The organism is Ectorhizobium quercum (assembly GCF_026552795.1).
GTDB lineage: Bacteria > Pseudomonadota > Alphaproteobacteria > Rhizobiales > Rhizobiaceae > Ectorhizobium > Ectorhizobium quercum.
In genome coordinates, this window is the sequence record NZ_JANFPI010000004.1 from 381,740 (window position 1) to 407,288 (window position 25,549).

21 protein-coding genes are annotated in these 25,549 nt (G+C 65.7%); 10 read left to right on the plus strand and 11 right to left on the minus strand.

The features are described from left to right. Positions 1–51: 51 nt before the first annotated feature. Entirely contained in the window at positions 52–930 is an 879-nt protein-coding gene (locus NOF55_RS14130) for a LysR family transcriptional regulator (RefSeq protein ID WP_306412029.1), read from the plus strand. 69 nt (positions 931–999) lie between these two features. Here NOF55_RS14130 and NOF55_RS14135 read toward each other — a convergent pair whose 3' ends face one another. Further along, positions 1,000–1,389, minus strand: coding sequence for a helix-turn-helix domain-containing protein (locus NOF55_RS14135; RefSeq protein WP_306412030.1), 390 nt, complete (start codon positions 1,387–1,389; stop codon positions 1,000–1,002). Between the two features lie 373 nt (positions 1,390–1,762). On the opposite strand from NOF55_RS14135, the gene NOF55_RS14140 reads away from it, so the two are divergent. Further along, the gene (locus NOF55_RS14140) at positions 1,763–2,476 is read left to right on the plus strand and encodes a GntR family transcriptional regulator (RefSeq protein ID WP_306412031.1); all 714 of its coding nucleotides are present in this window, start codon (positions 1,763–1,765) and stop codon (positions 2,474–2,476) included. Positions 2,477–2,514: 38 nt separating this feature from the next. Here NOF55_RS14140 and NOF55_RS14145 read toward each other — a convergent pair whose 3' ends face one another. From NOF55_RS14145 to NOF55_RS14155, 3 genes are read right to left on the minus strand one after another with little or no spacing between them, the layout of a single operon-like run. Beyond that, positions 2,515–3,015, minus strand: coding sequence for a heme-degrading domain-containing protein (locus NOF55_RS14145; protein ID WP_306412032.1), 501 nt, complete (start codon positions 3,013–3,015; stop codon positions 2,515–2,517). Beyond that, positions 3,006–4,073 carry an oxidoreductase gene (locus NOF55_RS14150; RefSeq protein WP_306412033.1) on the minus strand — a complete coding sequence of 356 codons (1,068 nt, stop codon included), beginning with the start codon at positions 4,071–4,073 and terminating at the stop codon, positions 3,006–3,008. The genes NOF55_RS14145 and NOF55_RS14150 overlap by 10 nt, the downstream gene beginning before the upstream one ends. Further along, on the minus strand, positions 4,070–4,978 hold the full coding sequence (locus tag NOF55_RS14155; RefSeq protein WP_306412034.1) for an ROK family protein: 909 nt from the start codon (positions 4,976–4,978) through the stop codon (positions 4,070–4,072). The genes NOF55_RS14150 and NOF55_RS14155 overlap by 4 nt, the downstream gene beginning before the upstream one ends. Before the next feature lie 424 nt (positions 4,979–5,402). Here NOF55_RS14155 and NOF55_RS14160 point away from each other — a divergent pair, with 424 nt between their 5' ends. Next, positions 5,403–7,979, plus strand: coding sequence for a DNA translocase FtsK (locus NOF55_RS14160; RefSeq protein WP_306412035.1), 2,577 nt, complete (start codon positions 5,403–5,405; stop codon positions 7,977–7,979). Between the two features lie 71 nt (positions 7,980–8,050). Here NOF55_RS14160 and NOF55_RS14165 read toward each other — a convergent pair whose 3' ends face one another. Next, positions 8,051–8,488: a BA14K family protein gene (locus tag NOF55_RS14165; RefSeq protein ID WP_306412036.1), complete on the minus strand. Its 438-nt coding sequence runs from the start codon at positions 8,486–8,488 to the stop codon at positions 8,051–8,053. A 600-nt stretch (positions 8,489–9,088) separates the two neighbouring features. Here NOF55_RS14165 and repA point away from each other — a divergent pair. From repA to NOF55_RS14185, 4 genes are all read left to right on the plus strand, one after another. Beyond that, positions 9,089–10,363 (plus strand): plasmid partitioning protein RepA, encoded by a 1,275-nt coding sequence (gene repA / locus NOF55_RS14170; protein WP_306412037.1) that lies wholly within the window; start codon positions 9,089–9,091, stop codon positions 10,361–10,363. Between the two features lie 3 nt (positions 10,364–10,366). Next, positions 10,367–11,401 (plus strand): plasmid partitioning protein RepB, encoded by a 1,035-nt coding sequence (repB, locus tag NOF55_RS14175; protein WP_306412038.1) that lies wholly within the window; start codon positions 10,367–10,369, stop codon positions 11,399–11,401. Positions 11,402–12,084: 683 nt separating this feature from the next. Further along, entirely contained in the window at positions 12,085–13,335 is a 1,251-nt protein-coding gene (gene repC, locus NOF55_RS14180) for a plasmid replication protein RepC (protein ID WP_306412039.1), read from the plus strand. A gap of 79 nt (positions 13,336–13,414) precedes the next feature. Then, positions 13,415–14,581, plus strand: coding sequence for a M20 family metallopeptidase (locus NOF55_RS14185; protein WP_306412040.1), 1,167 nt, complete (start codon positions 13,415–13,417; stop codon positions 14,579–14,581). 167 nt (positions 14,582–14,748) lie between these two features. Here NOF55_RS14185 and NOF55_RS14190 read toward each other — a convergent pair whose 3' ends face one another. From NOF55_RS14190 to NOF55_RS14215, 6 genes are all read right to left on the minus strand, one after another. Further along, entirely contained in the window at positions 14,749–15,753 is a 1,005-nt protein-coding gene (locus NOF55_RS14190) for a Tim44 domain-containing protein (RefSeq protein ID WP_306412041.1), read from the minus strand. A gap of 151 nt (positions 15,754–15,904) precedes the next feature. After that, positions 15,905–16,801 (minus strand): alpha/beta fold hydrolase, encoded by an 897-nt coding sequence (locus tag NOF55_RS14195; RefSeq protein ID WP_306412042.1) that lies wholly within the window; start codon positions 16,799–16,801, stop codon positions 15,905–15,907. Positions 16,802–16,810: 9 nt separating this feature from the next. Then, positions 16,811–18,250 carry an amidohydrolase gene (locus NOF55_RS14200; RefSeq protein ID WP_306412043.1) on the minus strand — a complete coding sequence of 480 codons (1,440 nt, stop codon included), beginning with the start codon at positions 18,248–18,250 and terminating at the stop codon, positions 16,811–16,813. A 57-nt stretch (positions 18,251–18,307) separates the two neighbouring features. After that, complete coding sequence (locus tag NOF55_RS14205; RefSeq protein ID WP_306412044.1) at positions 18,308–19,228, minus strand: integrase; 921 nt, start codon at positions 19,226–19,228, stop codon at positions 18,308–18,310. Between the two features lie 113 nt (positions 19,229–19,341). Then, on the minus strand, positions 19,342–20,364 hold the full coding sequence (locus NOF55_RS14210; RefSeq protein WP_306412045.1) for an LLM class flavin-dependent oxidoreductase: 1,023 nt from the start codon (positions 20,362–20,364) through the stop codon (positions 19,342–19,344). 233 nt (positions 20,365–20,597) lie between these two features. Then, on the minus strand, positions 20,598–21,539 hold the full coding sequence (locus NOF55_RS14215; RefSeq protein ID WP_306412046.1) for a LysR family transcriptional regulator: 942 nt from the start codon (positions 21,537–21,539) through the stop codon (positions 20,598–20,600). A gap of 139 nt (positions 21,540–21,678) precedes the next feature. Between NOF55_RS14215 and chvE the strand changes: the two genes are divergently transcribed. From chvE to mmsB, 3 genes are all read left to right on the plus strand, one after another. After that, on the plus strand, positions 21,679–22,746 hold the full coding sequence (gene chvE / locus NOF55_RS14220; protein ID WP_370868982.1) for a multiple monosaccharide ABC transporter substrate-binding protein: 1,068 nt from the start codon (positions 21,679–21,681) through the stop codon (positions 22,744–22,746). A gap of 77 nt (positions 22,747–22,823) precedes the next feature. Next, positions 22,824–24,362, plus strand: a complete 1,539-nt coding sequence (gene mmsA, locus NOF55_RS14225; RefSeq protein WP_306412048.1) for a multiple monosaccharide ABC transporter ATP-binding protein — start codon at positions 22,824–22,826, stop codon at positions 24,360–24,362. Continuing rightward, entirely contained in the window at positions 24,359–25,546 is a 1,188-nt protein-coding gene (gene mmsB, locus NOF55_RS14230; RefSeq protein WP_306412049.1) for a multiple monosaccharide ABC transporter permease, read from the plus strand. Before mmsA ends, mmsB begins: the two co-directional genes overlap by 4 nt. Positions 25,547–25,549: the final 3 nt, after the last annotated feature.

Sequence of the window (25,549 nt, forward strand, 5' to 3'; positions counted from 1 at the left end):
AACGAATTATCTTTGTCATATCGTTCGATAAAATCGAATGATCGGATCGTCATGACGCTTGAGCAGCTCCGTATATTCCTCGAGGTCGCAACGCTTCAGCACGTCACCCGGGCGGCTCGGCGGCTGAACATGACGCAATCGGCGGTCAGCGCGGCCATCACGGCGCTGGAAATGCGTCATGGCGTGGTTCTGTTCGACCGGGTGGGGCGCACGATCGTTCTCAACCCGAACGGGCAGCAGTTCATGCGCGAGGCGCAGGCGGTTCTGGCCAGCGCCAGGGCGGCGGAAGCGGCGCTGGCCGACCTTTCCGGGCTGATGCATGGCGAGCTGACGATCATGGCGAGCCAGACTATCGCCGGGCACTGGCTGCCGGCCCGGCTGGTCGCCTTCCGCGAGGCCTGGCCCGGCATCCGCCTCGATCTCGGGATCGGCAATACATCGGAGGTTGCGGAGGCGGTTTCCGAGGGGCGGGCGGAAATCGGCCTGATCGAATGGCCGAATCCGAAGCGCGGCCTTGCCATGAAGGCCGTGGCGGAAGACGAGATGATCGTCGTCGTCGCCCCTTCGCACCGCTGGGCGGATCGCGCCGGGCCGGTGACGCAGCTCTCGGAAAGCCCGTGGGTTTTGCGGGAAACGGGATCGGGAACCCGGCTGGCATTCGGCGAGATGCTGGCGCGCGAGGGGCTTGGAATCGCCGATATCGAGATTGCGCTGACCCTGCCGGGCAACATGGCGGTGATCGGTGCCGTGACGGCGGGGCTCGGCGCAACGCTCGTTTCGCGCAGCGCCGTCGAGGCATCGCTGATGGCCGGGATGTTGTGCGAGGCGCCGGTGCGCCCCGTTCCGCGGCCGTTCTTCGTGGTCACGCATGAAGAGCGTTATCGCAGCCGGGCCGCTCAGGCGTTCGAAGCCTTTCTTGCGGATGGATAATACCGGCTAAGCGTACATCCCGCCGCCGTCACGGTGCCGGGATGTTTCTGAATCTCGGCCTGAAACGTTTCAGGATTCCGCGTTTCCGCTGGCGATGGTCTGGACGAGGCGGAGAATGTTCTCGCGGATTCGCTCATCGGCAATGGCGAAGAAAGCCGCATTCAGCATCAGGCCCTGGCGCGAGCTGACGAAGCTCTGGGCGACGGGCCTGTTGTCGTTGCTGCCGGTTTCCTCTTCAAGGCCATCGAAGAACAGTCTCACATCGACATCGAGGGCACGGGCGATTTCGACCAGCTTGCTGGCGCTGACGCGATTCGAGCCGCGTTCGTATTTCTGCACCTGCTGGAACGTCACACCGATCCGGTTGCCGAGTTCGGTCTGCGACATTTTCTTCATTGTCCGCTGAACGCGAATCTTTTTTCCGACCTCGATATCAACCTTGTGGGGTTCTGCTTTCATTGACGGCATTTTCCTTGTTAGAATTGAGAAGTACGACGTCCGACGCCCCCTCTTGGTCGGATTGCCATGCCATACTGGCGCTCATCTCTATATCGGGGGGCGGTAAACCGCAACTGTGTTAACGGTTATCGCGGGGTTTGTTCCGCGAAAAAAAGCCTGCCATTGCAGGGAAAAGTCATCCGTTTCGGCCCGCTGACGATGTGCTTTCCGGCTGGTGGACGACCGGCCGGGACGGATGCGCGAGAGCGTATCGCCGATCGTGAACCAGCCTTCGGCGCGATTGTATGCGATATTTTCATGGCCGGGAGCAACTTAGGCATTTGCGCGGGGCGCGGCGCGCGCTACATAGGGTCGAATACTCGGATCATCGCCCATGAACATAGCCGACACCACTCTCGACGCCTCGGACATCCAGCCAGAAGACCGTGCGCAGCATATTCGCGACAGCCTCCGCAGCGCGATTGCCGATCGCCGTCTGGCGCCGGGCACCAAGCTTTCCGAGGCGGAGGTCGGCACGCTGTTCGATGTCAGCCGCACCGTGGTGCGTTCGGCCCTGCAAATGCTGGCATTCGAGGGGCTGGTGCGCATCGAGCGCAACCGCGGCGCTTTCGTTTCCAATCCGACGCCCGAGGAAGCCCGGCAGATCTTCGCATCCCGCCGGCTGATCGAGCCGGGCATCGTCGCCGAGGCGGCGCAGCGCATCACCGCCCGGGATATGGCGGAGTTCCGCGCCCACCTGAAGGAAGAGGCCTATTACATGAACCAGCGCGGCCCGGATGCCCGCCGCGCGGAGATCAAGGCCTCTGGCGATTTTCACCTGAAGCTGGCGCATGTCGCCGGCAACGTCATCCTCCAGAAGTTCATGGACGAGTTGGTCGCCCGCTCGTCGCTGGTCATCGCGCTTTACGGCCGCTCCGGCGTGTCGAGCTGCGGGCATGGCGAGCATGGCGCCCTGCTGGACGCGCTGGAGCAGGGAGATGTCGAAAAGGCCCGCCACCTCATGCTGCACCACATCGACCATATCGAGGCCGATCTGGACCTACGCACGATGGAAGGTCTGGCGCTGAAGGATGCCCTCATGCTCTGAGGCGGTCTCCCACCCGGCAGGCCGGGCGGCCCCCTCCCCTATTCTTCCGGGCCGAGTGCGAGCGCGGCATGGTCGTGACCGAGCAGCCCGCACAGAACTTCGACGACCGTCTCGTGATCCTGACGCTGCGGCAGCCCCGAGACGGTGATCGAACCGATGACGCCGGTTCCGCCGATTCGGACGGGAAAGCCGCCGCCATGCGCGGCGTAATCGCTTGCCGCCAGGCCGCTGCGTTCCGTCAGCGTCGTTCCCTTCAGCCGCGTTTCCAGGCCGACCCGATAGCTGGACTTGTGGAAGTGATTGACAACATTGCGTTTTCGTCTCATCCAGTCGGCGTTTTCAGGCGCGCTTCCCGGCGTTGCGGCAAAGAAAAGCTGCCGGTCGAAGTGGCGAATATCGATAGTGAGGCCCCAGCCATTGCCAATGGCGAGCGCGTGTAACGTTGTGCCGAGTTTGAAAGCGGCATTTTCATCGAATGACGGAAAGATGAGGGTTTTTTCCTGTTCCGCGATGCGGGCGATGTCGTCAGTCAGAGCCATGCGGATTTTTCCTTGTCGGTGAGCGGCAGCGCGACGGTGCGGCCGGTGTCGGACGATTCCACCGCGGCTTCGAGAACGGCCATGACGGCCAGCGCCTGGTGCGGCGTCACCGGGTTCGCGCCCTCTCCGCGGATGGCGCGGGCGACGTCGCGATAGTAGCGGCTCTGGTCGCCGGCCGGCACGGGCAGGGTCTGCTCGCGCTCGCCGTCATAAAGGATCATCTGGTCATCGTCCTTGCCCCATCCCGGCAGGCCGGGCCGCATGCCGGAAAGAAGTTGCGGCTCCTGCGGGTCGAGGTGCCGCTTCACCACGCTGCCCTTCTCGCCATGCACGGTGAAGCGGTTCACGCCGCCCGCGACCAGCATCGAACCATGCAGGATCGCCCGCGCCGTGCCGTAATCGAGGATGACATGGGCGTAATCGGCGGCCTGCCCGCCTTCCCTCTGGGTGGCGATGGTGGCCGTCACCCGTTCCGGCAGGCCGAGGAGCTGGAGCGTCTGGTCGATGAGGTGCGGTCCGAGATCGAACCACAGCCCGCCGCCGGGAACTGCCCGCTCGCGCCAGCGGTCGCGCACGGCGGGGCGGAACCGGTCGAAATGGGTTTCGAAATGCACGATCCTGCCGAGAACGCCGCTCTCGATCACGTTCCGGATGCCGAGGAAATCCGTGTCGTAGCGCCGGTTGTGGAACACCGACAGCAGCTTTCCCTCCGCCTCGGCCAGCGCGGCGAGGTCGCGTGCCTCGTCGAGCGTCAGGGTGAACGGCTTGTCCACCACGACATGCGCGCCTGCTTTCAACGCGGCAGCGGCCAGGGGCGCGTGGGTGTCGTTCGGCGAGGCGACGACGATCAGGTCAACCGAGCCGGAGGCGGCGAGCGCCACCGGATCGGCGAAAATCTCGACGGAGGGAAGATCCGCCCTGACGGCGTCCGGTTTCGATGACGCGACGGCGACGAGCGCCAGGTCGGGCGCGGCGGCGATCAGCGGCGCATGGAAGGTCTTTCCGGCGAAACCGTAGCCGATCAGGCCGACCCGGATGGCACTCCGGTTGTCGTTCATGGTGTTTCCTCTCCTTTCCAGAGCCAGGCGGCGCCCCGGACACCGGAACTGTCGCCATGCCGCGCCTTGCGGATGGGCGTCGAAAAGCCGTCGCCGAACACATAGGCGGGTATCAGGCGCGGCAGGTCGGCATAAAGTTCATCGACATTGGACAGGCCGCCGCCGAGAACGAAGACGTCGGGATCGACGATATTGGTGAGCAGCGCCAGGGAGCGCGCCAGCCGGTCGACGAAACGGTCGTAACACGCCCGGGCGGCCGCATCGCCAACTTGCATGTCGGCGATGATGTCGGCGCCGCGCCTCTGCTCGCCAGTCGCGCCGGCATAGTCCAGTTCGAAGCCGGTGCCGCTGGCATACATGTCGAGGCAGCCCTGCTTGCCGCACCAGCAGCGGTGTCCGGGATATTCGGCCGCCGTCATCCACGGCAGCGGATAATGGCCGATCTCTGCCGCAACCCCTTGAAATCCCGCGTGAACCCGGCCCTTGATGGCTATGCCGCCGCCATGCCCCGTGCCGATGATGATGCCGAAAACGACGTTCTCGCCGGCGCCCGCCCCGTCGGTGGCCTCGGAAACGGCCAGGCAATTGGCGTCGTTGGCGATGCGGACCGGCTGGCCAAGCCGCCGTTGCAGGTCGCTGCCGAGCGGCCGCCCGTTGAGCAGGGTGGCATTGGAATTGCGCACCAGCCCGGTCTGCGGCGAGGGACTGCCGGGAATGCCGATCCCCAGCGTTCCGCTGCTGCCCGATTGCTTCTCGGCCTCGCGCACCAGGGCGACGGCGGCCGACAGGCAGTCGTCGTAGTCGGTCGTCGGGGTGGAGATGCGATGCCGGGCGTGAAGCGCCCCCTCAGCGTCAAGAGCGACGATTTCCATCTTGGTGCCGCCCCAGTCGATTCCGAAAAGCATGATATGGGTCCGATATGTCTTTCGCTCGATAAGAGGCCGGCACCGTCGGCCGGCGAGGTGATTGTAACGGTGCGACGGCAGGATCTGTCAAGCTTTGGCTGCACTCATCCGGCGTTATCGGCGGCTTCGAGGGCCGAAGATCGAGGAAGCGCGCGCAAGGCGGCTTCGTCATATCTCCACAGGGCATATTTCACCGGTGTGTTCGATGCTAAATCGTCGAAAATGCAACATATTCATGGGGATGAGTTTCCCTCCTCCGGCTTTGCGCGGCGTTTGCATGCGGGCCGGCGCCGGTTTCGAAAGGGGAAGTTAACCTTTATTTTCTATTACTCGGAACACGCGTTTTGGCATTCGTCTCAAGTGCAGGTTCCCCATGAGTTCATATAAAAATCCCGCTTACCCTTCCTTCGATGATCAGGGGAACATGGAGGAGCCGGCCGCACCGGCCCCGGTTCAACTGCCCGAATGGCAGAACGCCTTCGCGCTGGCCTCCAATGTGCGCTTTTCCCGCACGCCGGAAAGCGAGCTTCAGAAGCGCCGCACCCCGATGGACCCGCCGAAGGACACCTATGCCGCCCGCCGCGCCGCCGAGAAGGCCGCGGAAGCCGAGCGCACCGCCGCCGCCGAAAAGGCTGCGGTCGATGCGCTGCTGGCCAACCGGGCCCGCATGGCGGCGAACCAGCCGCTGGCCGATCTGGCGCCCGGCGTCGACGCCACCGGCGGCGAGCCGGTGCAGCCGGTCGTGACGCCCGCTATGTTGCAGGATATCGCGCTGACCGGCATGCGTGCGCCGTTCTTCGCGCCGATCGACATCGAGGCCCGCGAACCGGCGGAGCCTGACGAGGCGGCGCCGGAAACGCCTGTTGCCGCGCCTCCCCTCCCCTCCCCCCAAACGGCTGCCGTAGCCGCCCAGCCGGCTGGCGAAGGCCAGTCCCCTGCCCTGCCAGACTGGGTTTCCGATTTCGCCTTCTTCGAAACGCTGGGACAGGGCGCCGATTTCGGTGCGATCGCCCCGCGCCCCGCCGTGCCGGATTTTTCCACCAGCGCACCGGCGGGTTCCGTTGTGGCGCTTTATCGCGAAGTGCCGCCGAAATCCGGTTCGATCCGCGAGGACGATCCGGTGCAGGAAGCTCGTGAAGGCTGGACCCGGCTTCCGGCCACGACGCTGACGCCGACCCTCTTCTGGACTGCGACTGTCGTCAGGGCTGGCTTCGGAACCGAAACCATGCCGGAAGCCGACATGACGGCAACGGAACCGCTCATCGAAGCCGTCGCGGAGCCCGCCGCCGAAGCGCCGGTCGAGGATGCCGGGGTCATCGAGGCACCCGCACCCGTCGAGGCGCCGGCCATGCCGTCGCCCCTCCCCTCTCCCGTCTCCGCGACTGTTCCGGCGCCGGCGTCCTTCTCCGCCGCCGTGCAGCGTCCGTTGAACCGGCTGGTGGAAGATTACGGCCCTTACGAATTTCCGCCGGTTTCGCTGTTGCAGGAGCCGAGCGGCCAGCGCGCCGAAGCCATGTCTCCGGAAGCGCTGGAGCAGAGCGCCGGCCTGCTGGAAAGCATTCTGGAGGATTTCGGCGTCAAGGGCGAGATCATCGACGTGCGCCCCGGCCCGGTCGTCACGCTCTACGAGTTCGAGCCCGCCCCTGGGGTCAAGTCGTCGCGCGTCATCGGTCTTTCCGACGACATCGCCCGCTCCATGTCGGCGCTGTCGGCCCGCGTTGCGGTCGTTCCCGGCCGCAACGTCATCGGTGTCGAACTGCCGAACGCGGTGCGCGAGACGGTGTTCTTCCGCGAGTTGATCGAATGCGAGGAATACTGGGAATCGAAATACAAGCTGGCCGTCTGCCTCGGCAAGACCATCGGCGGTGAACCGGTGATCGCGGAACTGGCCAAGATGCCGCATCTGCTGGTCGCCGGCACCACCGGTTCGGGCAAGTCGGTGGCGATCAACACCATGATCCTGTCGCTGGTCTATCGCCTGCGCCCGGAAGAATGCCGCCTGATCATGGTCGATCCGAAGATGCTTGAGCTTTCCGTCTATGACGGCATTCCGCACCTGCTGACCCCGGTCGTCACCGACCCGAAGAAGGCCGTGATGGCGCTGAAATGGGCGGTGCGCGAGATGGAGGATCGCTATCGCAAGATGTCGCGCCTCGGCGTGCGCAACATCGACGGCTACAACGCCCGCGCCGCGGAAGCCCGCGCCAAGGGCGAGGAGGTGACGGTTCAGGTTCCCTCCGGCTTCGACCGTTCGACCGGCGAGCCGACCTATACCGAGGAGGCGATGGACCTGTCGCACATGCCCTATATCGTCGTCATCGTCGACGAGATGGCCGACCTGATGATGGTCGCCGGCAAGGAGATCGAGGGCGCGATCCAGCGGCTCGCCCAGATGGCCCGCGCCGCCGGCATTCATCTGATCATGGCGACGCAGCGGCCTTCGGTCGATGTCATCACCGGCACGATCAAGGCCAACTTCCCGACGCGCATCTCCTTCCAGGTGACGTCGAAGATCGACAGCCGCACCATTCTCGGCGAACAGGGCGCGGAACATCTTCTCGGCCAGGGCGACATGCTGCACATGGCCGGCGGCGGGCGCATCAGCCGCGTCCACGGCCCGTTCGTCTCGGATCGCGAGGTGGAGCACGTCGTCGCGCACCTGAAGCGTCAGGGCCGGCCACACTATCTCGGCACGGTGACGGAAGAAGAAGCGGTGGAAGACGCACAGGCCGCCGACGAGGCCGTGTTCGACAAGGGGGCGATGGCGGAGGAATCCGGCGACGACCTGTTCGAGAAGGCCGTCAAGGTGGTCCTGCGCGACCGCAAATGCTCGACCTCCTATATCCAGCGCCGCCTGTCGATCGGCTATAACCGCGCCGCCTCGCTGGTGGAGCGCATGGAACAGGAAGGCCTGGTCGGCCCGGCCAACCATGTCGGCAAGCGCGAAATCATCAGCGGCAGCCGCGATGCCGCCCCCGCGCCGATGGACGAGGACGAATAGTTGCCCGGCCCCGGCCGGCGGCATGAAAAAGGGGCGGCCAAGAGGCCGCCCCTTTTCCGTTTGTCCGGGTCTCAGCGCGAATAGGGCGAGACGCAGATCCTGTAATGGCCCGAATTGCTGAGGAAGCGGTTCGTGGCCGGATTGTACGAACGGTAGCGGTTCAGGCACCATTGTACATGCGAGCGGGCATGCGGACGCGGATGGTAGACCCGCGGCGGCGGTGCCGGGCGATAGTGGTGGCGCGGCGGCGGCCGATGCCTCCAGCCCGGCGGCGGGGGCGGCGGACGGTGGCCCCAATGCGGCGGCGGCGGGGGCGGGCGATGACCCCAGCCGGGCGGCGGCCGGCGCTGGTCCCAACGGGGAGGCGGTCCCCACTGGGCAAGCGTGATGTCGCCCGCGGCGACGGCCGGCAAGGCCGGTGCGGCGGGCATGCTGAAGGCCGGCATGGCCCCGGCGATGGCGCCGAAGCCGAGCATGCAAACGGCCAGAAACCTCCCTATTCGCGTCATGACAATTCCTCGCTTTCTTGTACGGAATTGATCTTGGTCCTCACGATCGACCGCTTTTCCGGCCGTTTCGTGGCCGCGGCGTCAGGCGAGTGTCCCGATGGTAAGAAGGTGCCGATGAACGCAGGCTGAAGGCGTGGATCGCCCGCGTGGCGCCCGTTGACAGCTGTCAACGGCTGAGTCGCCGGCTCGGTTGCCAGCTGTCAACCGTCTGTCGCGCGCGGAAAACGAACCGCCCGAAAGCCGATGGCGCCGGAGATTTCACTCCGTTTCATCCCCCTGTCCCGCAAGGCGGGTAAGATCGTGGAATAGGCGTGCAGACGGCGGCGCGAGCGGGCATCAAGGCGGATCGACAAAGGCCTTGACCCGACTCACAAGCTTCTGCACCTTTGCGAGTGTTACGGATTTCGACGGAGAAATCCGCGATCTTCGTAAATCGAGGGGCAGGCTGTCAGCGATGAGGCGCTCCGTATATACTAGGGGACAGAATCGGCTGTAGCTGGTCCAGTCTCTCACGGTGCTGGGCGGCGGAACAGTTGTCGCCGAAGCGCGGCAGAAACGGAATGGGCGGCGCTGGCCGCCCGCAGACAGGAAGAGGTCGGCATGGCGGCGACGCCCGAAACAGCAGCGGTCACGGTGGGGGAAGGCGCGGTTCGCCAGCCGGCGGATCTCGCGATTGCCGCCGACGCGCATGCGCTGTCCGATCAGCTCAAGGCGATGCGCGAGCGGCTGTTTCCGCCGGCCGCGCAGAAGACCCTGCGTGCCTTTTCCTCCGGCGAGGCCGCGCGTCTCATCGGCGTGTCCGATGGCTATCTGCGCCAGCTCTCGCTGGCCGGCGAGGGGCCGAAGCCGGAAACCGGAAACGGCGGCCGCCGGTTCTACACGCTGGCGGATATCGCGGCGCTGCGCCGTTACCTGGCCGATCAGGCGCTCTCAAAGGGCAACGCCCCCAAGGCGCGCACCTACCTGCCCTGGCGCGACCCGGAAGCCGGCGAGCATCTCCAGATCATTTCCGTCACCAATTTCAAGGGCGGCTCCGGCAAGACGACCTCCACCGTTCATCTGGCGCAGTATCTGGCGCTGACCGGCCATCGGGTGCTGGCGGTCGATCTCGACCCGCAGGCCTCGCTTTCGGCCATGTTCGGCTATCAGCCGGAACTCGACCTTTCCGGCAATGACACGCTTTACGGCGCGATCCGCTATGACGGCGACACGCGCCGGCCGCTTGGCGACATCGTGCGCGGCACCTATTTCCCCGGCCTCGATCTGGTGCCGGGCAATCTGGAGCTTCAGGAATTCGAGCATGCGACGCCGCAGGCGCTGTTGCGACGGCAGGAGGGCGCGGATATCGGCCCCCTCTTCTTCGCCCGCATCCAGGCGGCGCTGGCCGATGTGGCGGCCAATTACGACGTCGTCGTCATCGACTGCCCGCCGCAGCTCGGCTATCTCACGCTTTCGGCGCTGTGCGCCTCGACCTCGGTGCTTGTCACCGTGCATCCGCAGATGCTCGACGTCGCCTCGATGAACCAGTTCCTGTTCATGACGGCCGACCTGCTCGGCGTGGTGCGCGAGGCCGGCGGCGAGCTGAACTTCGATTTCCTGCGCTATCTGGTGACGCGCTACGAGCCGAACGACGGCCCGCAGGCGCAGATCGTCGGCTTCATGCGCTCGCTGTTCGGCGGGCGGGTGCTGACTGCGCCGATGGTCAAGTCCACGGCGATTTCCGATGCGGGCCTGACCAAGCAGACGCTCTACGAGGTGGGGCGCGAGAATTTCACCCGCTCGACCTACGACCGGGCGATGGAATCCATGAATGCGGTCAATGCCGAGATCGAGGCGCTGATCCATGCGGCCTGGGGCCGCGAGAAGAGGGGGTAAGACGTGGCGGGCATCAATCGCAAGAACGAGCTGAAGGCTCTTTTCGGCGGATCGCTGGCGCCGTCCGCGCCGCCAGCCGCACCGGAAACCAAGTCGGCTCCCGCCGCGCCGCCGCCTCCGGACCATTCGCGCTCCGGCGCCGTCAAGGCGATGGGCCTGACGCTCGGCGCGATGACGCGCGAGGCCGAGGAGGCGCGCAACCTGCGCGCCGCGCTGGAAAAGGGCGAGCGGGTCGTCTTGCTTGATCCGGCCGTGGTCGACGGGTCCATCGTCGAGGACCGGCTGACCGTTTCCGGCCGAACGGACGAGGATTTCGAGCGGCTGGTCGACAGCATCCGCGAGAGCGGCCAGCAGGTGCCGATCCTCGTGCGGCCGCATCCGACCGCCGAAGGCCGCTACCAGACCGCCTACGGCCACCGCCGCCTGGAGGCCGCGCGCCGTCTCGGCATCAAGGTGCAGGCGGTGGTGCGGGCGCTGTCCGACGACGCGCTGGTGCTGGCGCAGGGCAAGGAGAACGCCGAGCGGCGCAACCTGACCTTCATCGAGCGCGCCTTCTTCGCCCGGACGCTGGTGTCGCGCGGCTTCGACCGCAAGGTGGTGGGCGAGGCGCTGGCCGTCGAAAAGAGCGAGCTTTCGCGCCTTCTCCAGGTCGCCGAGGCGGTGCCGGTGCATATCGTGCGGGCCATCGGCCCCGCGCCGAAGGCCGGCCGCGACCGGTGGATGGCGCTCGGATCGCTGGTGTCGAGCGACGCGGGCCATGCGAAGGCGACCGAAGAGATCGGTTTCCAGCGGTTCGCCGAGGCCGACAGCGACAAGCGCTTCCAGTTCGTCTTCAACCGCCTGACGGCCCGCGACAAGCCGAAGGCGGCCAGGCCCCGCGAACTGGCCGATGGAACAGGCAGGGTGTTCGCCCGGCTCGTGACCACGGCCAAGGGATCGCGGATCGAGTTTCTGCCCGGCGCCTCGGCCGAGGCGATCGAAAAGGCCGCCGACCTTCTGTCGCGGCACTATTCGCAGATCGCCGGGGCAGGGGAGTGAGACCAGTTCGCCGCGGCATTTTGCGGCGGTGAAATGCAGGACCGGGACATGTCGCGCCTACCCGGTCCCGTCCAGAGCGCCATGCGTCCGCCCGGTATCGGGGCGACGCGCCGGCGTTTCGAAAGGGTGCCCGGCATCCTCCCGTCTGCGAAGCGGGAAAGCCGTGCGCCGTGAGCGGCCGGAAGCCTGTCCCGCAGGGGCAGGGCCGGCCAGGTGAAACCGAAGAAAGGACCAAGAGCGCAAGAAAAAAGGCCTCCAAAACGTCGCCGTTCCGGAAGCCCTCTTCAATGTAGCAATTCAAGAGAATCACTTCGAACGGTCAAAGTCAAGCTCCGGCTCCGCGCATGACGCACCGGAATTGAGTATCCTTTTGTTTTAGAAAGGAAATTCAATACCTTAGTCGTGCCCGTCGCCCTTTGGAAAAACTGCGGATTTCGTCTGGCACCGATCGTGCCGGCGGAAAACGGGAGTGATTTGCCTGAAATCAGGATAAGACCGGGTTCGATCGGCCGATATCCTGAACGGCGATCCTTCTCCACACGCTCCGAAGCGTGCCGGAAACGGTCGGGCTGCGCCATCCTGCGCGGTTCGCCCGAAGGACGCCTGCGTCTTTCGGATCGCTTTGCCGTGGCTTGACGGATTGTTTTGCTGCGCCGCTTGCCCTCCAAGGGAAGGGGCCGATCATGACGGAAAGACTGGCAACGACGCCGTTCGGCGGCGGGCGCATGCGTGCGGATATCTTTGCCCTGCAACAGCGCACGGCAAGGCGGCAGGACGAGATCGCCGCCGGCCGCGGCGGCAACGACACGGGGCAGGCGGATAAGTGGGAACTGCTGCGCGCACTCATCGACGCGCGGGCCCATTACGGGCTTTCCGACCGCGCTCTGACGGTTCTCGACGCGCTCCTGACCTTCCATCCCGAGCGCATTCTCGACGGCAGCCAGCCGATCGTCGTCTTTCCCTCCAATCGGGAATTGTCGCTGCGCTCGCGCGGCATGTCGGACGCCACGTTGCGCCGTCATCTGGCGGCGCTGGTCGGGGCGGGGCTGCTCCTGCGCCGCGACAGTCCGAACGGCAAGCGCTACTGCCGCCGTGACGAGGACGGGTTGAGGGAAGAGGCGTTCGGCTTCGACCTGGCGCCGCTGGCGCTGGCCGCCGCCGAGATCCATGCGAAGGCCGAGGCGGTGCGGGCGGAGGCGAGGGACGTCCGTATCCTGCGCGGCGAGATCACCCTGCACCTGCGCGACATCGCCAAGACCGTGGAAGCGGCGCTTGACGAGCGAAGGGCAGGGGACTGGGCCGACTACGCCCTTCGCCTGCAAGGGCTTTCCGGCCGTCTTTCTCGCGCCGCCGACAGCACCGGCCTTGTCGAGCGCCGCGACGCTCTCGTCAGGCTACGTGCGGAGGTGGAGAATGCCTATCTCGATAGTCTCTCTGAGCAGGAAATGAGCGGCTATGACGACGAAAATGAGCGGCATATTCATACTTCAAACACAGAACCACCACTTGAAATAAAAGGCTATGACCCCAACACAGCGGCGGGGGCCATACCCACGGCGGAAAAGCCGGAGTCGGGATCGTCTGGAAAACGCCGTCATTCTGACAGGAAAGCCGAAAAGATTACGTTAACGTCGCTGCTTCGGGCCTGCCCGACGATCCGCGACTATTCCCGCGACGGTATCGCGACCTGGAAGGACGCACGAGCGACGGCCGATCTGGTTCGCTCGATGCTCGGGATTTCGCCGTCCGCCTGGCGGGAAGCGATCGAGATTCTCGGCGAACCGGCGGCCATCACCGTCATTGCCGCCATTCTGGAACGGGCCGGGGACATCCATTCGCCCGGCGGCTATCTGCGTGATCTCACCCGCAAGGCGCAACAGGGCAAGTTCTCGATCCATCCCATGTTGAAAGCGTTACGATCGGCGGAGGATTAGGGTTGCGCGACGGCTTCGCTCCGGGTCAGTATGGCCTTTCCCGCCATGATCTTCCCAAACGAAACGACAGGTCCATTCCGTGAGCATTCCCTCTTTCCCGCTGGCGATCTCGCCGGACGACATCGATGAAACCGCGCTGCTGGCCGAATTGAAGGCCTGGGTGGAAATCGAAAGCCACACGCCGGACGTCGCAGGCGTCAGCGCGATGATGGACCGGGCGGAAGCCTATGCGAAGGCCTGCGGATTTCATATCGAGCGCCTGCCGGGCAAGCCGGGTTTCGGCGACGTGCTGATCGTCCGTTCGGGCGAGCCGCGCGAAACGGAGGCCGAAAAGGGCGTGCTGGTCCTTGCCCATCTCGACACGGTCCATGCCCGCGGCACGCTGGCCGGAAAACTGCCCTACCGCGAGGAGGGAAACCGCATCTACGGTCCGGGCATATACGACATGAAATCCGGCGCGCTGATGACGCTCGCGGCGCTGAAGCTGGCGGTCGCCTCGGGTAACGGCCCGAAACGGCCGGTCACGATCCTTTTCGCGCCCGACGAGGAGACGGGCAGCGTAAGCTGCCGGGCGATCATCGAGGCGGAGGGGCGCAAGGCGCGCAGCGTGCTGGTCGTCGAGCCGGCCCGCGACGGCGGCAGGATCGTCGTCGCCCGCAAGGGCGTGGCGATCTACGATATCGGCATCTACGGCAAGCCGTCGCATGCCGGCACCCACCCGCAGAACGGGGTGAGTGCGATCCGCGAGGCGGCCAAGATCATCCTGAAGCTGGAGGCGCTCAACGATTTCGAACGTGGTGTGACCGTCACGGTCGGCCAGATCGAGGGCGGCGCCGGCCGCAACATCATTCCCGCCGAATGCCACCTCAAGGTGGATGTGCGCCTGCCGGATGCGGAGGCCGAGCGCGACGTGCTGGCCTTCATCGATGGGCTGAAGCCGGAGGACGCACGCATCCGGCTGAGGATTTCAGGCGGCATGAACCGTCCGGCCTTTCCGCGATCGGCGGGCGGGGATGCGCTTTTTGCCCAGGCGCGCGCGGTGGCGAAGCCGCTCGGGATCGAGTTGGAAGGCATGGCGACCGGCGGCGGTTCGGACGGCAACTTCACCGCCGCGATGGGCGTCGCCACCCTCGACGGCCTCGGTGCGGACGGGGCAGGGGCCCACACCCATGAGGAATATATCCTCAAGGACAGTGTCCGGCCGCGCACCGCCCTGCTTGCCAATCTGATCCTGACGCTGGATTGAGCGTCGGCCGGGTATGAAAAAGCCCCGGTGGTGAACCGGGGCTCGATGATATTCACAGTCTCCTCCTTCGTCACCCTCGGGCTTGACCCGAGGGTCCATGTCCCGGGTGCGGCGGTGGATGGTCGGGTCAGGCCCGACCATGACGAAAGAGAGCCAGACGCGAGTTCTTATTCAACCGCCTGGATGGCCGAAAGCAGCCAGTCGCCGCCGCGCTTGCGCGCGAAGGTCCAGATTTCGGTGCTTTCGGTCGGCGTCTCGGCATTGCCCTCGACGACGGCGCCGCTGGCCCGGTCGGTCATGACGTCGATGCTTTCGTAGCGCAACGCCACCGTCGCATAATCCGTGTCGTCCTCGCTCCAGGCTTCGGACAGGTCGCCCTGAAGCAGCTTCACGGCGCTGACGCTATTCTTCACGCCGGCCGTTGCGTTCTCGCCCAGTTCCTCGGCGAGATAGGACATGGCTTCCGGCGTGGCGATGCGGCGAAGCGCTGCATAGTCCTCACGGCCATAGGCTTCCTGAACCTCGGTCAGGAGTTCCTCGAACCGGTCGAAATCCGGGCCGTCGATCTCCAGCGGCCGGGCGGCGGGCACCGCGGCGGCGGCCGGCGCGGCATTGCCGCCGAGGTCCGGCATGCGGAAACCGGAGCCGGCAGAAGAATCGCGACCGCCGAAGCCGCTGGCCTGGCGCAGCGCCGGACCGCCTGCGGCCGCCTGTGCCGGCTGGTTGCGGCTGGCGAAGAAGCGCATCGCCAGCATGATGAGACCGCCGATCAGCGCGACCTGGAGAAGCATTCCCAGCATGCCGGCCATGCCACCGAAACCGTGGCCGAGCAGCATGCCGATCAGCCCGCCGACGAGCAGGCCGCCAAGCATGCTGCGGCCGAAGCCGCCGAACAGGCCGCCGGTGTTGCGCTGCTGGGCCGCGGCATTCGGGGCGGCCTGCGAAGGCTGCGTGGTGCGCGGGGTCATCGATCGTTCGACGGGCGAGGCAGCGCCCGGCGCGGTGTTGGTCGGGGCCGGGGCGGCGAAGGTCTTCGAGCCGCGGCTGCCGAAGCTCGAAAACCCGCCGCCGGCGCGGCGGGCGTCCGCCGTGTCGATCGTTGCGAGCGTCGTTGTCAGGCCGAGCGCCACGATGGCGGTAAGCCGGGCAAGGCGCGATGCGAAAGCGGGCATTCAAGTCTCCTCTTCTCGGAAATGGTTTCCCTGATGAAAATTCATATAGGGGTTCTATGCGACCGTTTCAGGGGATCGCCGCTGCTTTTTGCCGGGAGATGGCGAAAGGTGCCTTACACATTTGGAGTTTTGCGATCACGTTTCTGTGAAATCAGGCGAAGCTGGCGAGGGACAGAACGGCCCGTGCGAAATCCTCGGGTGCTTCCTGCGGCAGGTTGTGGCCGATCCCGGCCAGACGCCGCCGTTCATAGGGACCGGTGAAATGCGCGGCGTCCTCATCCGCCTCTGCGGGCGGATCGACTCCATCGTCGATACCTTGCAGCACGACGGTCGGAACGCCGATGGAAGGCTGCTTTTCCAGCGCGGTTTCGATCGCCGCGAAGGCCGGGTCACCGGCGACGAGCCCGAAACGGTGGCGATAGGAATGGACGACGACCTCGACGAAATCGGGATTGTCGAAGGCGGCGGCGCTTGCCGCGAACGTTGCGTCGTCGAAGGTCCACAGCGGCGACCATGACTTCCAGATGAAGCGGCAGAGATCGCGGCGGTTTTCGGTCAGCGCCGCGCGCCCGCGTTCGGAGTGGAAGTAGTACTGATACCAGTAGCGGGCTTCCTCCTCCGGGGCCACGGGTCGCCCGGCCTGCGGAATATTCTGGATGTTGTAGCCCGTGCCGCAACTCACCAGAGCGATTGCCCGCCCCGGCTGGAGCGCGGCGACGATGCAGGCGGCGCGGCCGCCCCAGTCGTAGCCGCCGAGCACGGCACGATTGATGGACAGCGCATCCATCAGGGCGAGCAGATCGGCGCCGAGCGCGGCCTGCTCGCCGGAGCGCGGCGTGGTCGCGGACAGAAACCGGGTCGGGCCGTAACCGCGCAGCCAGGGCACGATGCAGCGATAACCGGAAGCGGAAAGCGTTTCCGTCACCGCGTCATAGGCATGCGCGTCATAGGGAAAGCCGTGCAGCAGGATGGCGGGAATGCCGTCTGCCGGGCCGGTTTCGAGATAGGCGATGTCGAGCGTCGCGGTGCGGACTGTCTTCAGGGCCATGACGAAATCTTACGCTGCCTCCGCCGGGCGGGGCTGGAGGGGCGGCTGAACCTCGGGCGGCATCGGGCAGACGTAGGGCGTCTTTTCGGTGCGGGCGAGGAAGTCCTGCTTCGCCCGGGCCAGAAGCGTTTCGTCCGAAATCGCCTCGACGGCGGTCGCGGCCATGATCTTGGCGGCGTGCAGCATGCCCTTGTGGGCGGCGGGCATCTTGCCCTGCGCCGTCACCTGCCAGGAATGGCCCGGCGTTCCGATCGCCTGCGTCGCCACCAGCGCCTGCACCAGCGGCACCTTCCAGCTCACGTCGCCGACATCGGTGGAACCGACCATCGGCTCGCCCTTCAGGAAGCGCGGCACGACGTAATCGCACAGCGGCTTTCCCTCCTCGACGGGCACGCCGACGCTGGCGTAGTCGCTTTCGATGTCGTTCTGCGACAGCGTTGCCTGGATCTTCGCCGCGAAGGCGCGGTCGGCGGCGTCGAAGGGAACGCCGCCGAGCCTCTCGAAGGCGGCGGCCATCGCGTCTTCCAGCGGCGTGTTGGCGAGAAGGTTGGACACGGCGGAAACGACCTTCGCCTCCACCTGCGTCTCGGTCATCAGCGCCGCGCCGTCGGCGATCTTCCTCACCCGCTCGATCAGCGAGAACAGTCCGGGCAGTTCCTTCGAGCGGATGAGATAGCGCACCGTCGCCCGGGCCTGCACGACGTTCGGCGCGACGCCGCCCGCATCGAGAATGGCGTAGTGAACGCGGGCGTCGGAGGGCATGTGCTCGCGCATGTAGTTGGCGCCGATGTTCATCAGCTCGATGGCGTCGAGCGCCGAACGGCCGAGATGCGGCGCGGCCGAGGCATGCGAGGCGCGGCCGGTGAAGGTGAAGTCGATGCGCATGTTGGCGAGCGACAGCGGTTCCCACACCCGGGTGAAGGTGTCGGGATGCCAGGTGATCGCCGCGTCCACGTCGTCGAAGGCGCCGGCGCGCACCATGAAGGATTTCGCCGCACCCCCTTCCTCGGCCGGGCAGCCGTAATAGCGCACGCGACCCTTGCGGCCGGTCGCCGCCAGCCAGTCCTTGACGGCGGTGGCGGCGAGAAGGGCGGCCGAGCCGAGCAGATTGTGGCCGCAGCCGTGGCCGTTGCCATTGCCGGGCAGCGGCTTCGGCTCCGCGACGCCGGCTTCCTGCGACAGGCCGGGCAGGGCGTCGTACTCGCCGAGGATGGCGATGACCGGACCGCCTTCGCCGGCCTCTCCGACGACGGCGGTCGGAATGCCGGCGACGTTTTCCGTCACCCGGAAACCCTGCTCGTGCAGCATGCGGGTATGTTCGGCGACCGACCGGTATTCGCCGTAGCACAGTTCCGGGGTTTCCCACACCCGGTCGGCCAGGTCGCAAAAGGCCTGCTTCTTGGCGTCGGCATAGGCCCAGATCGGATCGCTGTTTGTCAGTTCGGTCATTGCGGCATGTTCCCTTCTTTCACAGTCAGGCCATGAGACATGAATTTGTCCGGACCATCAACGGTGAAAAACGGATCGGCGCAGGCTGCGGGCGGAAAAGGCGGCGGGATCGAGACCGGCGGCCCGGGCGCGGGCCTTGACGATGAGTTTCACCGATTGCGGCGTCAGCCCCAGCCGCCCCGGGTTCTGCCAGCGGTCGACCGGACGGAAGAGCGGCCCGCCCGAAAGCTGCGCTTGCGCCCGCCAGAGGCTCAGGGATGCGAAGACGGCGTCCGGCAGAGTCTGCGCCTCATCGGGTGGGGAATCCGCGCCAGCGGGCTTCCTCGTGGTGATGAGGAGCCGTGGCGGCGGGCCGTCTTCCAGGTCGGCGGCATCGAGCGCGGCGATCTGCGCCGGGGTGAGGCCGAGATGGAATGCCGTCAGCAGCAGGGCGCGGTCGCGGCAGTCGGTCAGGCTGCCGGTGTCGCAGGTGGAAAGAAGCCGTTCGAAATCGCCCGGGCCGAGCGGCTGCGCCTTCGGCCGCACGGGCCTGCGTCCGGCAAGGGCGGCGCGCAGGACCGGGACATCGAAGACGCCGGTCTCGCCGCCGGCGGCGCGGGTCAGCGCCGCCCAGCTTGTGAGGCGGCGTTTCAGCGTCGAGAGCGACGGGGGCGGATCGGCCGCCTGCTCCGTTTCGACGAAGCGGCGCAACACGGCTTCGGACGGCGGCAAGGGCAGGGGGCCTTCGCCCGCCGCCCGCCACCAGAGCGAAAGACGGTCGAGGTCGCCGGCCAGCGCCCTGACGGTATGGGCCGAGCGGCCGGCGTCGGCGAAGCTGGCCAGAAGCGCGGCCTCGCCATCCGTCAGCCGCGCGGCGAGTTCTTCGCGCCGGGCGAAGGTCAGCACGCCGTCGAGCGCTTCGAGGGTGACGGCGCGGGCCAGACGCCGCGCCGCCTCGCGCTCGGCCCGTTCGCGCTGAAGGGCGGAAAAACCGGTCATCCGTGACGTCCTGCTCCCGGTCGATTGTTTTCAAGTGAGACTCGTCAGGTCTCACTATCGATATCGGCGGGTTTGGCGCAAGAGGCGGGTTTCCGGTTTTCCCGGGAAGAAAATTACCGCCAGCCGAGCGCCGGGGCGACGTGCTTGAGGATCGATTCGATCACATGGACATTGTAGTCGACGCCGAGCTGGTTCGGGACGGTCAGCAGCAGCGTATCGGCCTCGGCGACGGCCTCGTCCTTCTTCAGCTCCTCGACCAGCCTGTCCGGTTCGGCGGCGTAGGAGCGCCCGAAGATGGCGCGGGTGTTCTCGTCGAGATAACCGATCGAGTCCTGTTCCTTGCTGCCATAGCCGAAATAGGCCCGGTCGCGGTCGTCGGTCAGCGCGAAGATCGAGCGGCTGACGGAGACGCGCGGGGTGCGGGTATGACCGGCCTCCTTCCAGGCTTCGCGATAGATGCGGATCTGCTTCGCCTGCTGGATGTGGAACGGTTCGCCCGTCTCGTCGTCCTTCAGCGTCGAGCTTTGCAGGTTCATGCCGAGCTTGGCCGCCCAGGTGGCGGTGGCATTGGAGCCGGCACCCCACCAGATGCGGTCGCGCAGGCCCTCGGAATGCGGTTCGAGGCGCAAGAGGCCGGGCGGGTTCGGGAACATCGGCCGCGGATTGGGCTCGGCGAAGCCGTTGCCCCGGAGCACTTCGAGCAGGACCTCGGCATGGCCGCGGCCCATGTCGGCGTCGCTCTGGCCTTCCTTCGGCGCATAGCCGAAATAGCGCCAGCCGTCGACCACCTGTTCCGGCGAGCCGCGGCTGATGCCGAGCTGAAGACGGCCGCCGGCGATGAGGTCGGCGGCGCCGGCGTCCTCGGCCATGTAGAACGGGTTTTCATAGCGCATGTCGATGACCGCCGTGCCGATCTCGATTGTCTTCGTCCGCGCGCCGACGGCGGCGAGAAGCGGGAAGGGCGAGGCGAGCTGGCGGGCGAAGTGGTGGACGCGGAAATAGGCGCCGTCCGCGCCGAGTTCCTCCGCCGCCACGGCGAGGTCGATGGACTGGAGAAGGGCGTCGCCGGCAGAGCGGGTCTGCGATTGCGGCGAGGGCGCCCAATGCCCGAAGGAAAGGAAACCGATGTTCTTCATGGTCGTTCTGCCTTTTGAAAATGGATATGCCGCATTGTTCATCGCACAATGTGGGCCCGCGGGACAGAAAGGGAAAGGCGGATGAACGCTCTGTTCGCAAAAGCGCGCGGCTGGTTTTCCGCCCGGGCGGCGGCGTCCCGGCGAACTTTAGCGATTCGGGGTTTAAGTCTTTATCGTAAAACGGGAATTTGTTGACAGCTGTCTACTCGTCAACGGCCTTTTCGGCGGTCATTTCAGGTGCGCAGGCGGGTCATTTCCTCCTCGACCAGCGTATAAAGGCGGCTGGCTGCCGGCGAAAGGCGGCGGTCGCGCCGCGTGATGATGTGGTAGGGCGAGACCTCGATCGGCATGTCGAGGTCGAGAACGGCAAGCACGCCGCCGCTCGTCGCCTCCATCAGCTTGGCCACCTCCATCGACATCGGCGCGATCATGTCGGAATCGATGATCAGCCCCATCATCAGCACCAGCGACGAGGTGGCGACCACATCGGCGGGAACGCTCAGACCCTTGCCGATGAAGGCGGCCTCGACGGCCTGGCGGATGGGCGTGCCGCGTTCCTGGATGATCCACGGATGGTTCTTCAGGTCCGAAAGGGGCACATGGCGGCGGCCGGCGAGCGGATGGCCGCGCCGCACGAGGCACCGCACGCGCTCGATCTTGCCGGGCACGATCTGGAAGGCGTCGGCGTCGGAATCGGGCAGAAGCCGGCCGATGATGAAATCGTAGTCGCCTTCCTCCAGTCCGCGCATGAGCTGGATCGACGGACCGACGTCGATCCTCAGCTCGACATGAGGGCTTTCGGCCTTCAGCCTGCGGATGGCCGGCACGAAGCAGCCGACCGCCGGGCCGGTCACGGCGCCGGTCTGCACGAGGCCGGAGCGGCCTTCGCGCTGGCCCTGAAGCTCGTGGGCGAGATCCTGCATCTCCATCAGCATCGAATTGGCCCGCCGCACCATGATGGCGCCCGTCGGCGTCGGCGTCATGCCGCGCGGATGGCGCTCGAACAGCGGCGCGCCGACCAGCTTCTCGATTTCGGCCAGCGTGCGCGAGGCGGCCGGCTGGGTCAGCGTCAGGGCCTGCGCGGCCATCTGGATCTGGCCGTGCTGGGCGATCGCCGCCACCAGGCGCAGGTGCGAGAGCTTGAGATAGGGAAGCGGAGAGAGCGGGAAAGCCATGTTTTTATATACCGGTTTTGATATGTGAATTTGAAATAATTCGATTTGATAGTCATGTCGAGAGGGATTATCTCTGGTTTATCCGTATCGCGGATGAGGTTGCGGGACCCGAGGAGGCGCCCCGCTCACCAGGGAGGAAATGATGAAGTTTAAGTTTCTCGCGGCAACAGCCGCCGTCGCCGCATGTCTTTTCGCCGCTCAGGCCTCGGCCCAGAGCAAGGGCCTCGTCGGCATCGCCATGCCGACCAAGTCGTCGGCCCGCTGGATCGACGACGGCAACAACATGGTCAAGCAGTTGCAGGAAGCCGGTTATCAGACCGACCTGCAATATGCCGAGGACGACATTCCCAACCAGCTCAACCAGATCGAGAACATGATCACCAAGGGCGTGAAGGTCCTGGTCATCGCCTCGATCGACGGCACGACGCTGACCAACGCGCTGGAAAACGCGGAGGCGGCCGATATCAAGGTGATCGCCTACGACCGCCTGATCCGCGAAAGCGACGCCGTCAGCTACTATGCCACCTTCGACAACTTCAAGGTCGGCGTGCAGCAGGCCTCGTCGCTGGTGAAGGGGCTGGAAGACCGCTTCCCGGACGAGAAGCCGTGGAACGTCGAGCTGTTCGGCGGCTCGCCGGACGACAACAACGCCTTCTTCTTCTACAACGGCGCCATGTCCGTTCTCCAGCCGCTGATCGACAAGGGCGATATCGTCATCCCGTCGGGCCAGACCGGCATGGACAAGGTCGGCACGCTGCGCTGGGACCCGGCCACGGCCCAGTCGCGCATGGACAACATCCTGTCCTCGCAATATTCGAACAAGCATCTCCACGGCGTGCTTTCGCCCTATGACGGTCTTTCCATCGGCATCCTGTCGTCGGTCAAGGGCGTCGGTTACGGCTCCGGCGACCTGAAGATGCCGATCGTCACGGGACAGGACGCGGAAGTGCCCTCGGTGAAGTCGATCATCGCCGACGAACAGTATTCGACGATCTTCAAGGACACCCGTGCGCTCGCCGCCGTGACCGTGAAGATGGTGGATGCCGTGCTCCAGGGCAGCGAGCCCGAAATCAACGACACGGAAACCTACGACAACGGCGTGAAAGTCGTTCCCTCCTACCTGCTCGAACCGGTTTCGGTCGACAAGTCGAACTACGAGGAAATTCTCGTCGGTTCCGGTTACTACAAGCCCGAACAGCTCAAGTAACCGTTTCCGGCAGACAGGGAAGGGCGCAGGCCCCATCGCGCCCTTCCCGTTTTCTTTCGTAAATTCAGGAGGCGCTCATGACTGCCATTCTTGAAATGCGCGGCATCGGCAAGTCGTTTCCCGGCGTCCGGGCCCTGGATCGCGTCGATCTCAAGGTCGAGCAGGGCGAGATCCATGCGATCTGCGGCGAGAACGGAGCCGGCAAGTCGACGCTGATGAAAGTCCTTTCCGGCGTCTATCCCCACGGCACCTATGAGGGCGATATCGTCTTCGAGGGCGAGACCGTGGCCTTCCGGGACATTCGCGACAGCGAGACGCACGGCATCATCATCATCCACCAGGAGCTGGCGCTGGTGCCGCTTCTGTCCATCGCCGAGAACATCTTCCTCGGCAACGAGGTGGCGACGCGCGGCGTCATCAACTGGCCGCTGGCCTTCAGCCGCACGGGCGAACTGCTGCGCAAGGTCGGCCTCGACGAAGCGCCCGCCACGCCGGTCGAGAAGCTCGGCGTCGGCAAGCAGCAGCTCGTCGAGATCGCTAAGGCGCTCGCCAAGGATGTCAAGCTTCTGATCCTCGACGAGCCGACCGCGGCGCTTCAGGAAAACGACAGCCAGAAGCTCCTGGACCTGATGCTGGAGCTGAAGGCGCAGGGCGTGACGTCGATCATCATTTCCCACAAGCTCAACGAGATCCGCCGCGTCGCGGACCGGGTGACGGTGATCCGCGACGGCTCCACCGTCTCGACGCTTGACCGCGACGAGGTCACGGAGGAACGCATCATCCGCGACATGGTCGGCCGCGACATGGAGCACCGCTATCCGCACCGCGACCCGCAGATCGGCGAGATGCTGATGGAGGTCAGGGGCTGGAACGTCGGTCATCCCGACCAGCCGCGCCAGATGATCCGCGACGCCGCCTTCAACGTGCGCCGCGGCGAGATCGTCGGCATCGCCGGCCTGATGGGCTCCGGCCGCACGGAACTGGCCATGAGCCTGTTCGGCCGCTCCTACGGCCGCTTCCTGTCGGGCGAGGCGACCATCGACGGCAGGACGGCCGATCTTTCGACGGTCAGCCGCGCCATCGACGCGGGGCTCGCCTATGTCACCGAGGACCGCAAGGCGCTCGGCCTCATCCTCGACGAGCCGATCACCCGCAACGTGACGCTCGCCAACCTGGCCGGCATCGCCAGCGGCTGGGTGCTCGGCAAGGGCCGCGAACATTCGGTGGCCGAGAATTACCGCAAGGCGCTGAAGATCCGTACGCCGGGTGTTCACCAGCGGGTCGTCAACCTGTCCGGCGGCAACCAGCAGAAGGTGGTTCTGTCGAAATGGCTGTTCACCAACCCGCAGGTGCTGATCCTCGACGAACCGACGCGCGGCATCGATGTCGGCGCGAAATATGAAATCTACGCCATCATGAACGATCTCGCCGCCCAGGGGCGGGGCATCGTGATGATTTCGTCGGAAATGCCGGAACTGCTCGGCATGTGCGACCGTATCTTCGTCATGAACGAAGGCAGGATCGTCGGCGAGCTTTCCCGCGAGAAAGCCAGCCAGGAAGCGATCATGGGCCTCATCGTCAGGGACGGACAGCAAAACGGGGAGAAAGCAGCGTGACAAGCGCCAAGGAAACCCTTCGCACCCAGCTCGGGGGCAATTTTCGGGAAAACGGAATGATTCTGGCGCTGCTCGCCATCGTCTTCTTTTTCCTCGTCGTGGTGCGGGCCGTCCAGGACGTCGATTTCCTGTCGGCCCAGAACATCACCAACCTCTTTTTGCAGAATTCCTACGTCATCGTCATGGCGCTGGGCATGCTGCTGGTCATCGTTTCGGGCCATATCGACCTGTCGGTCGGCTCGGTCGCCGCCTTCACCGGGGCGATCGCGGCGGTGCTGACCGTGCAGCAGGGCTGGCCGGTCTGGGCGGTCATCCCGACCGTTCTCGTCGCCGGCGGCCTGATCGGCGCGGCGCAGGGATACTGGGTCGCCTTCTGGCGCATCCCCTCCTTCATCGTGACGCTGGCCGGCATGCTGGTGTTCCGCGGCCTGACGCTGTGGCTGCTGGCCGGCCAGAACATCGGCCCGTTCCCGCGCGAGTTCCAGGCGCTGTCGACCGGCTTCATTCCCGATTTCTTCGGCGTCGGGCGGCCGAACATGACGGCGATCGCCGTGGTGGTCATCGCCATCCTCGCCATCGTCTGGCAGAGCCTGCGCGCCCGCCGGCAGGACGAGGCCTTCGGCATGGAGACCGGCTCGGCGGCCATGTTCTGGCTGAAGCATGCGGTAGTGTCGGCGGTGCTGCTGTTCGTCGGCTGGAAGCTCGCGAGCTTCCGCGGCCTGCCGAACGTGCTGATCGTCATGTCGGTGCTGATCGTCGCCTATAACTTCTTCACCAACCAGACGACCACCGGCCGCCGCATCTACGCGGTCGGCGGCAACGAGAAGGCGGCGAAGCTTTCGGGCATCAAGACCAGCCGGCTGGTGTTCTTCACCTTCGTGAACATGGGCGTTCTGGCCGGGCTTGCCGGAATGATCGTCACCGCCCGCCTCAACTCGGCGACCCCGAGGGCCGGGACCGGCTTCGAGCTGGACGTGATCGCCGCCGTCTTCATCGGCGGGGCCTCGATGGCCGGCGGTTCGGGCAAGGTGATCGGCGTCGTGGTCGGCGCGCTGATCATGGGCGTGATGAACAACGGCATGTCGATCATGGGCATCGGCATCGATTACCAGCAGGTCATCAAGGGTCTGGTTCTCCTCGTCGCCGTCATCTTCGACGTCTACAACAAGACCAAGCAAGGATAGGAC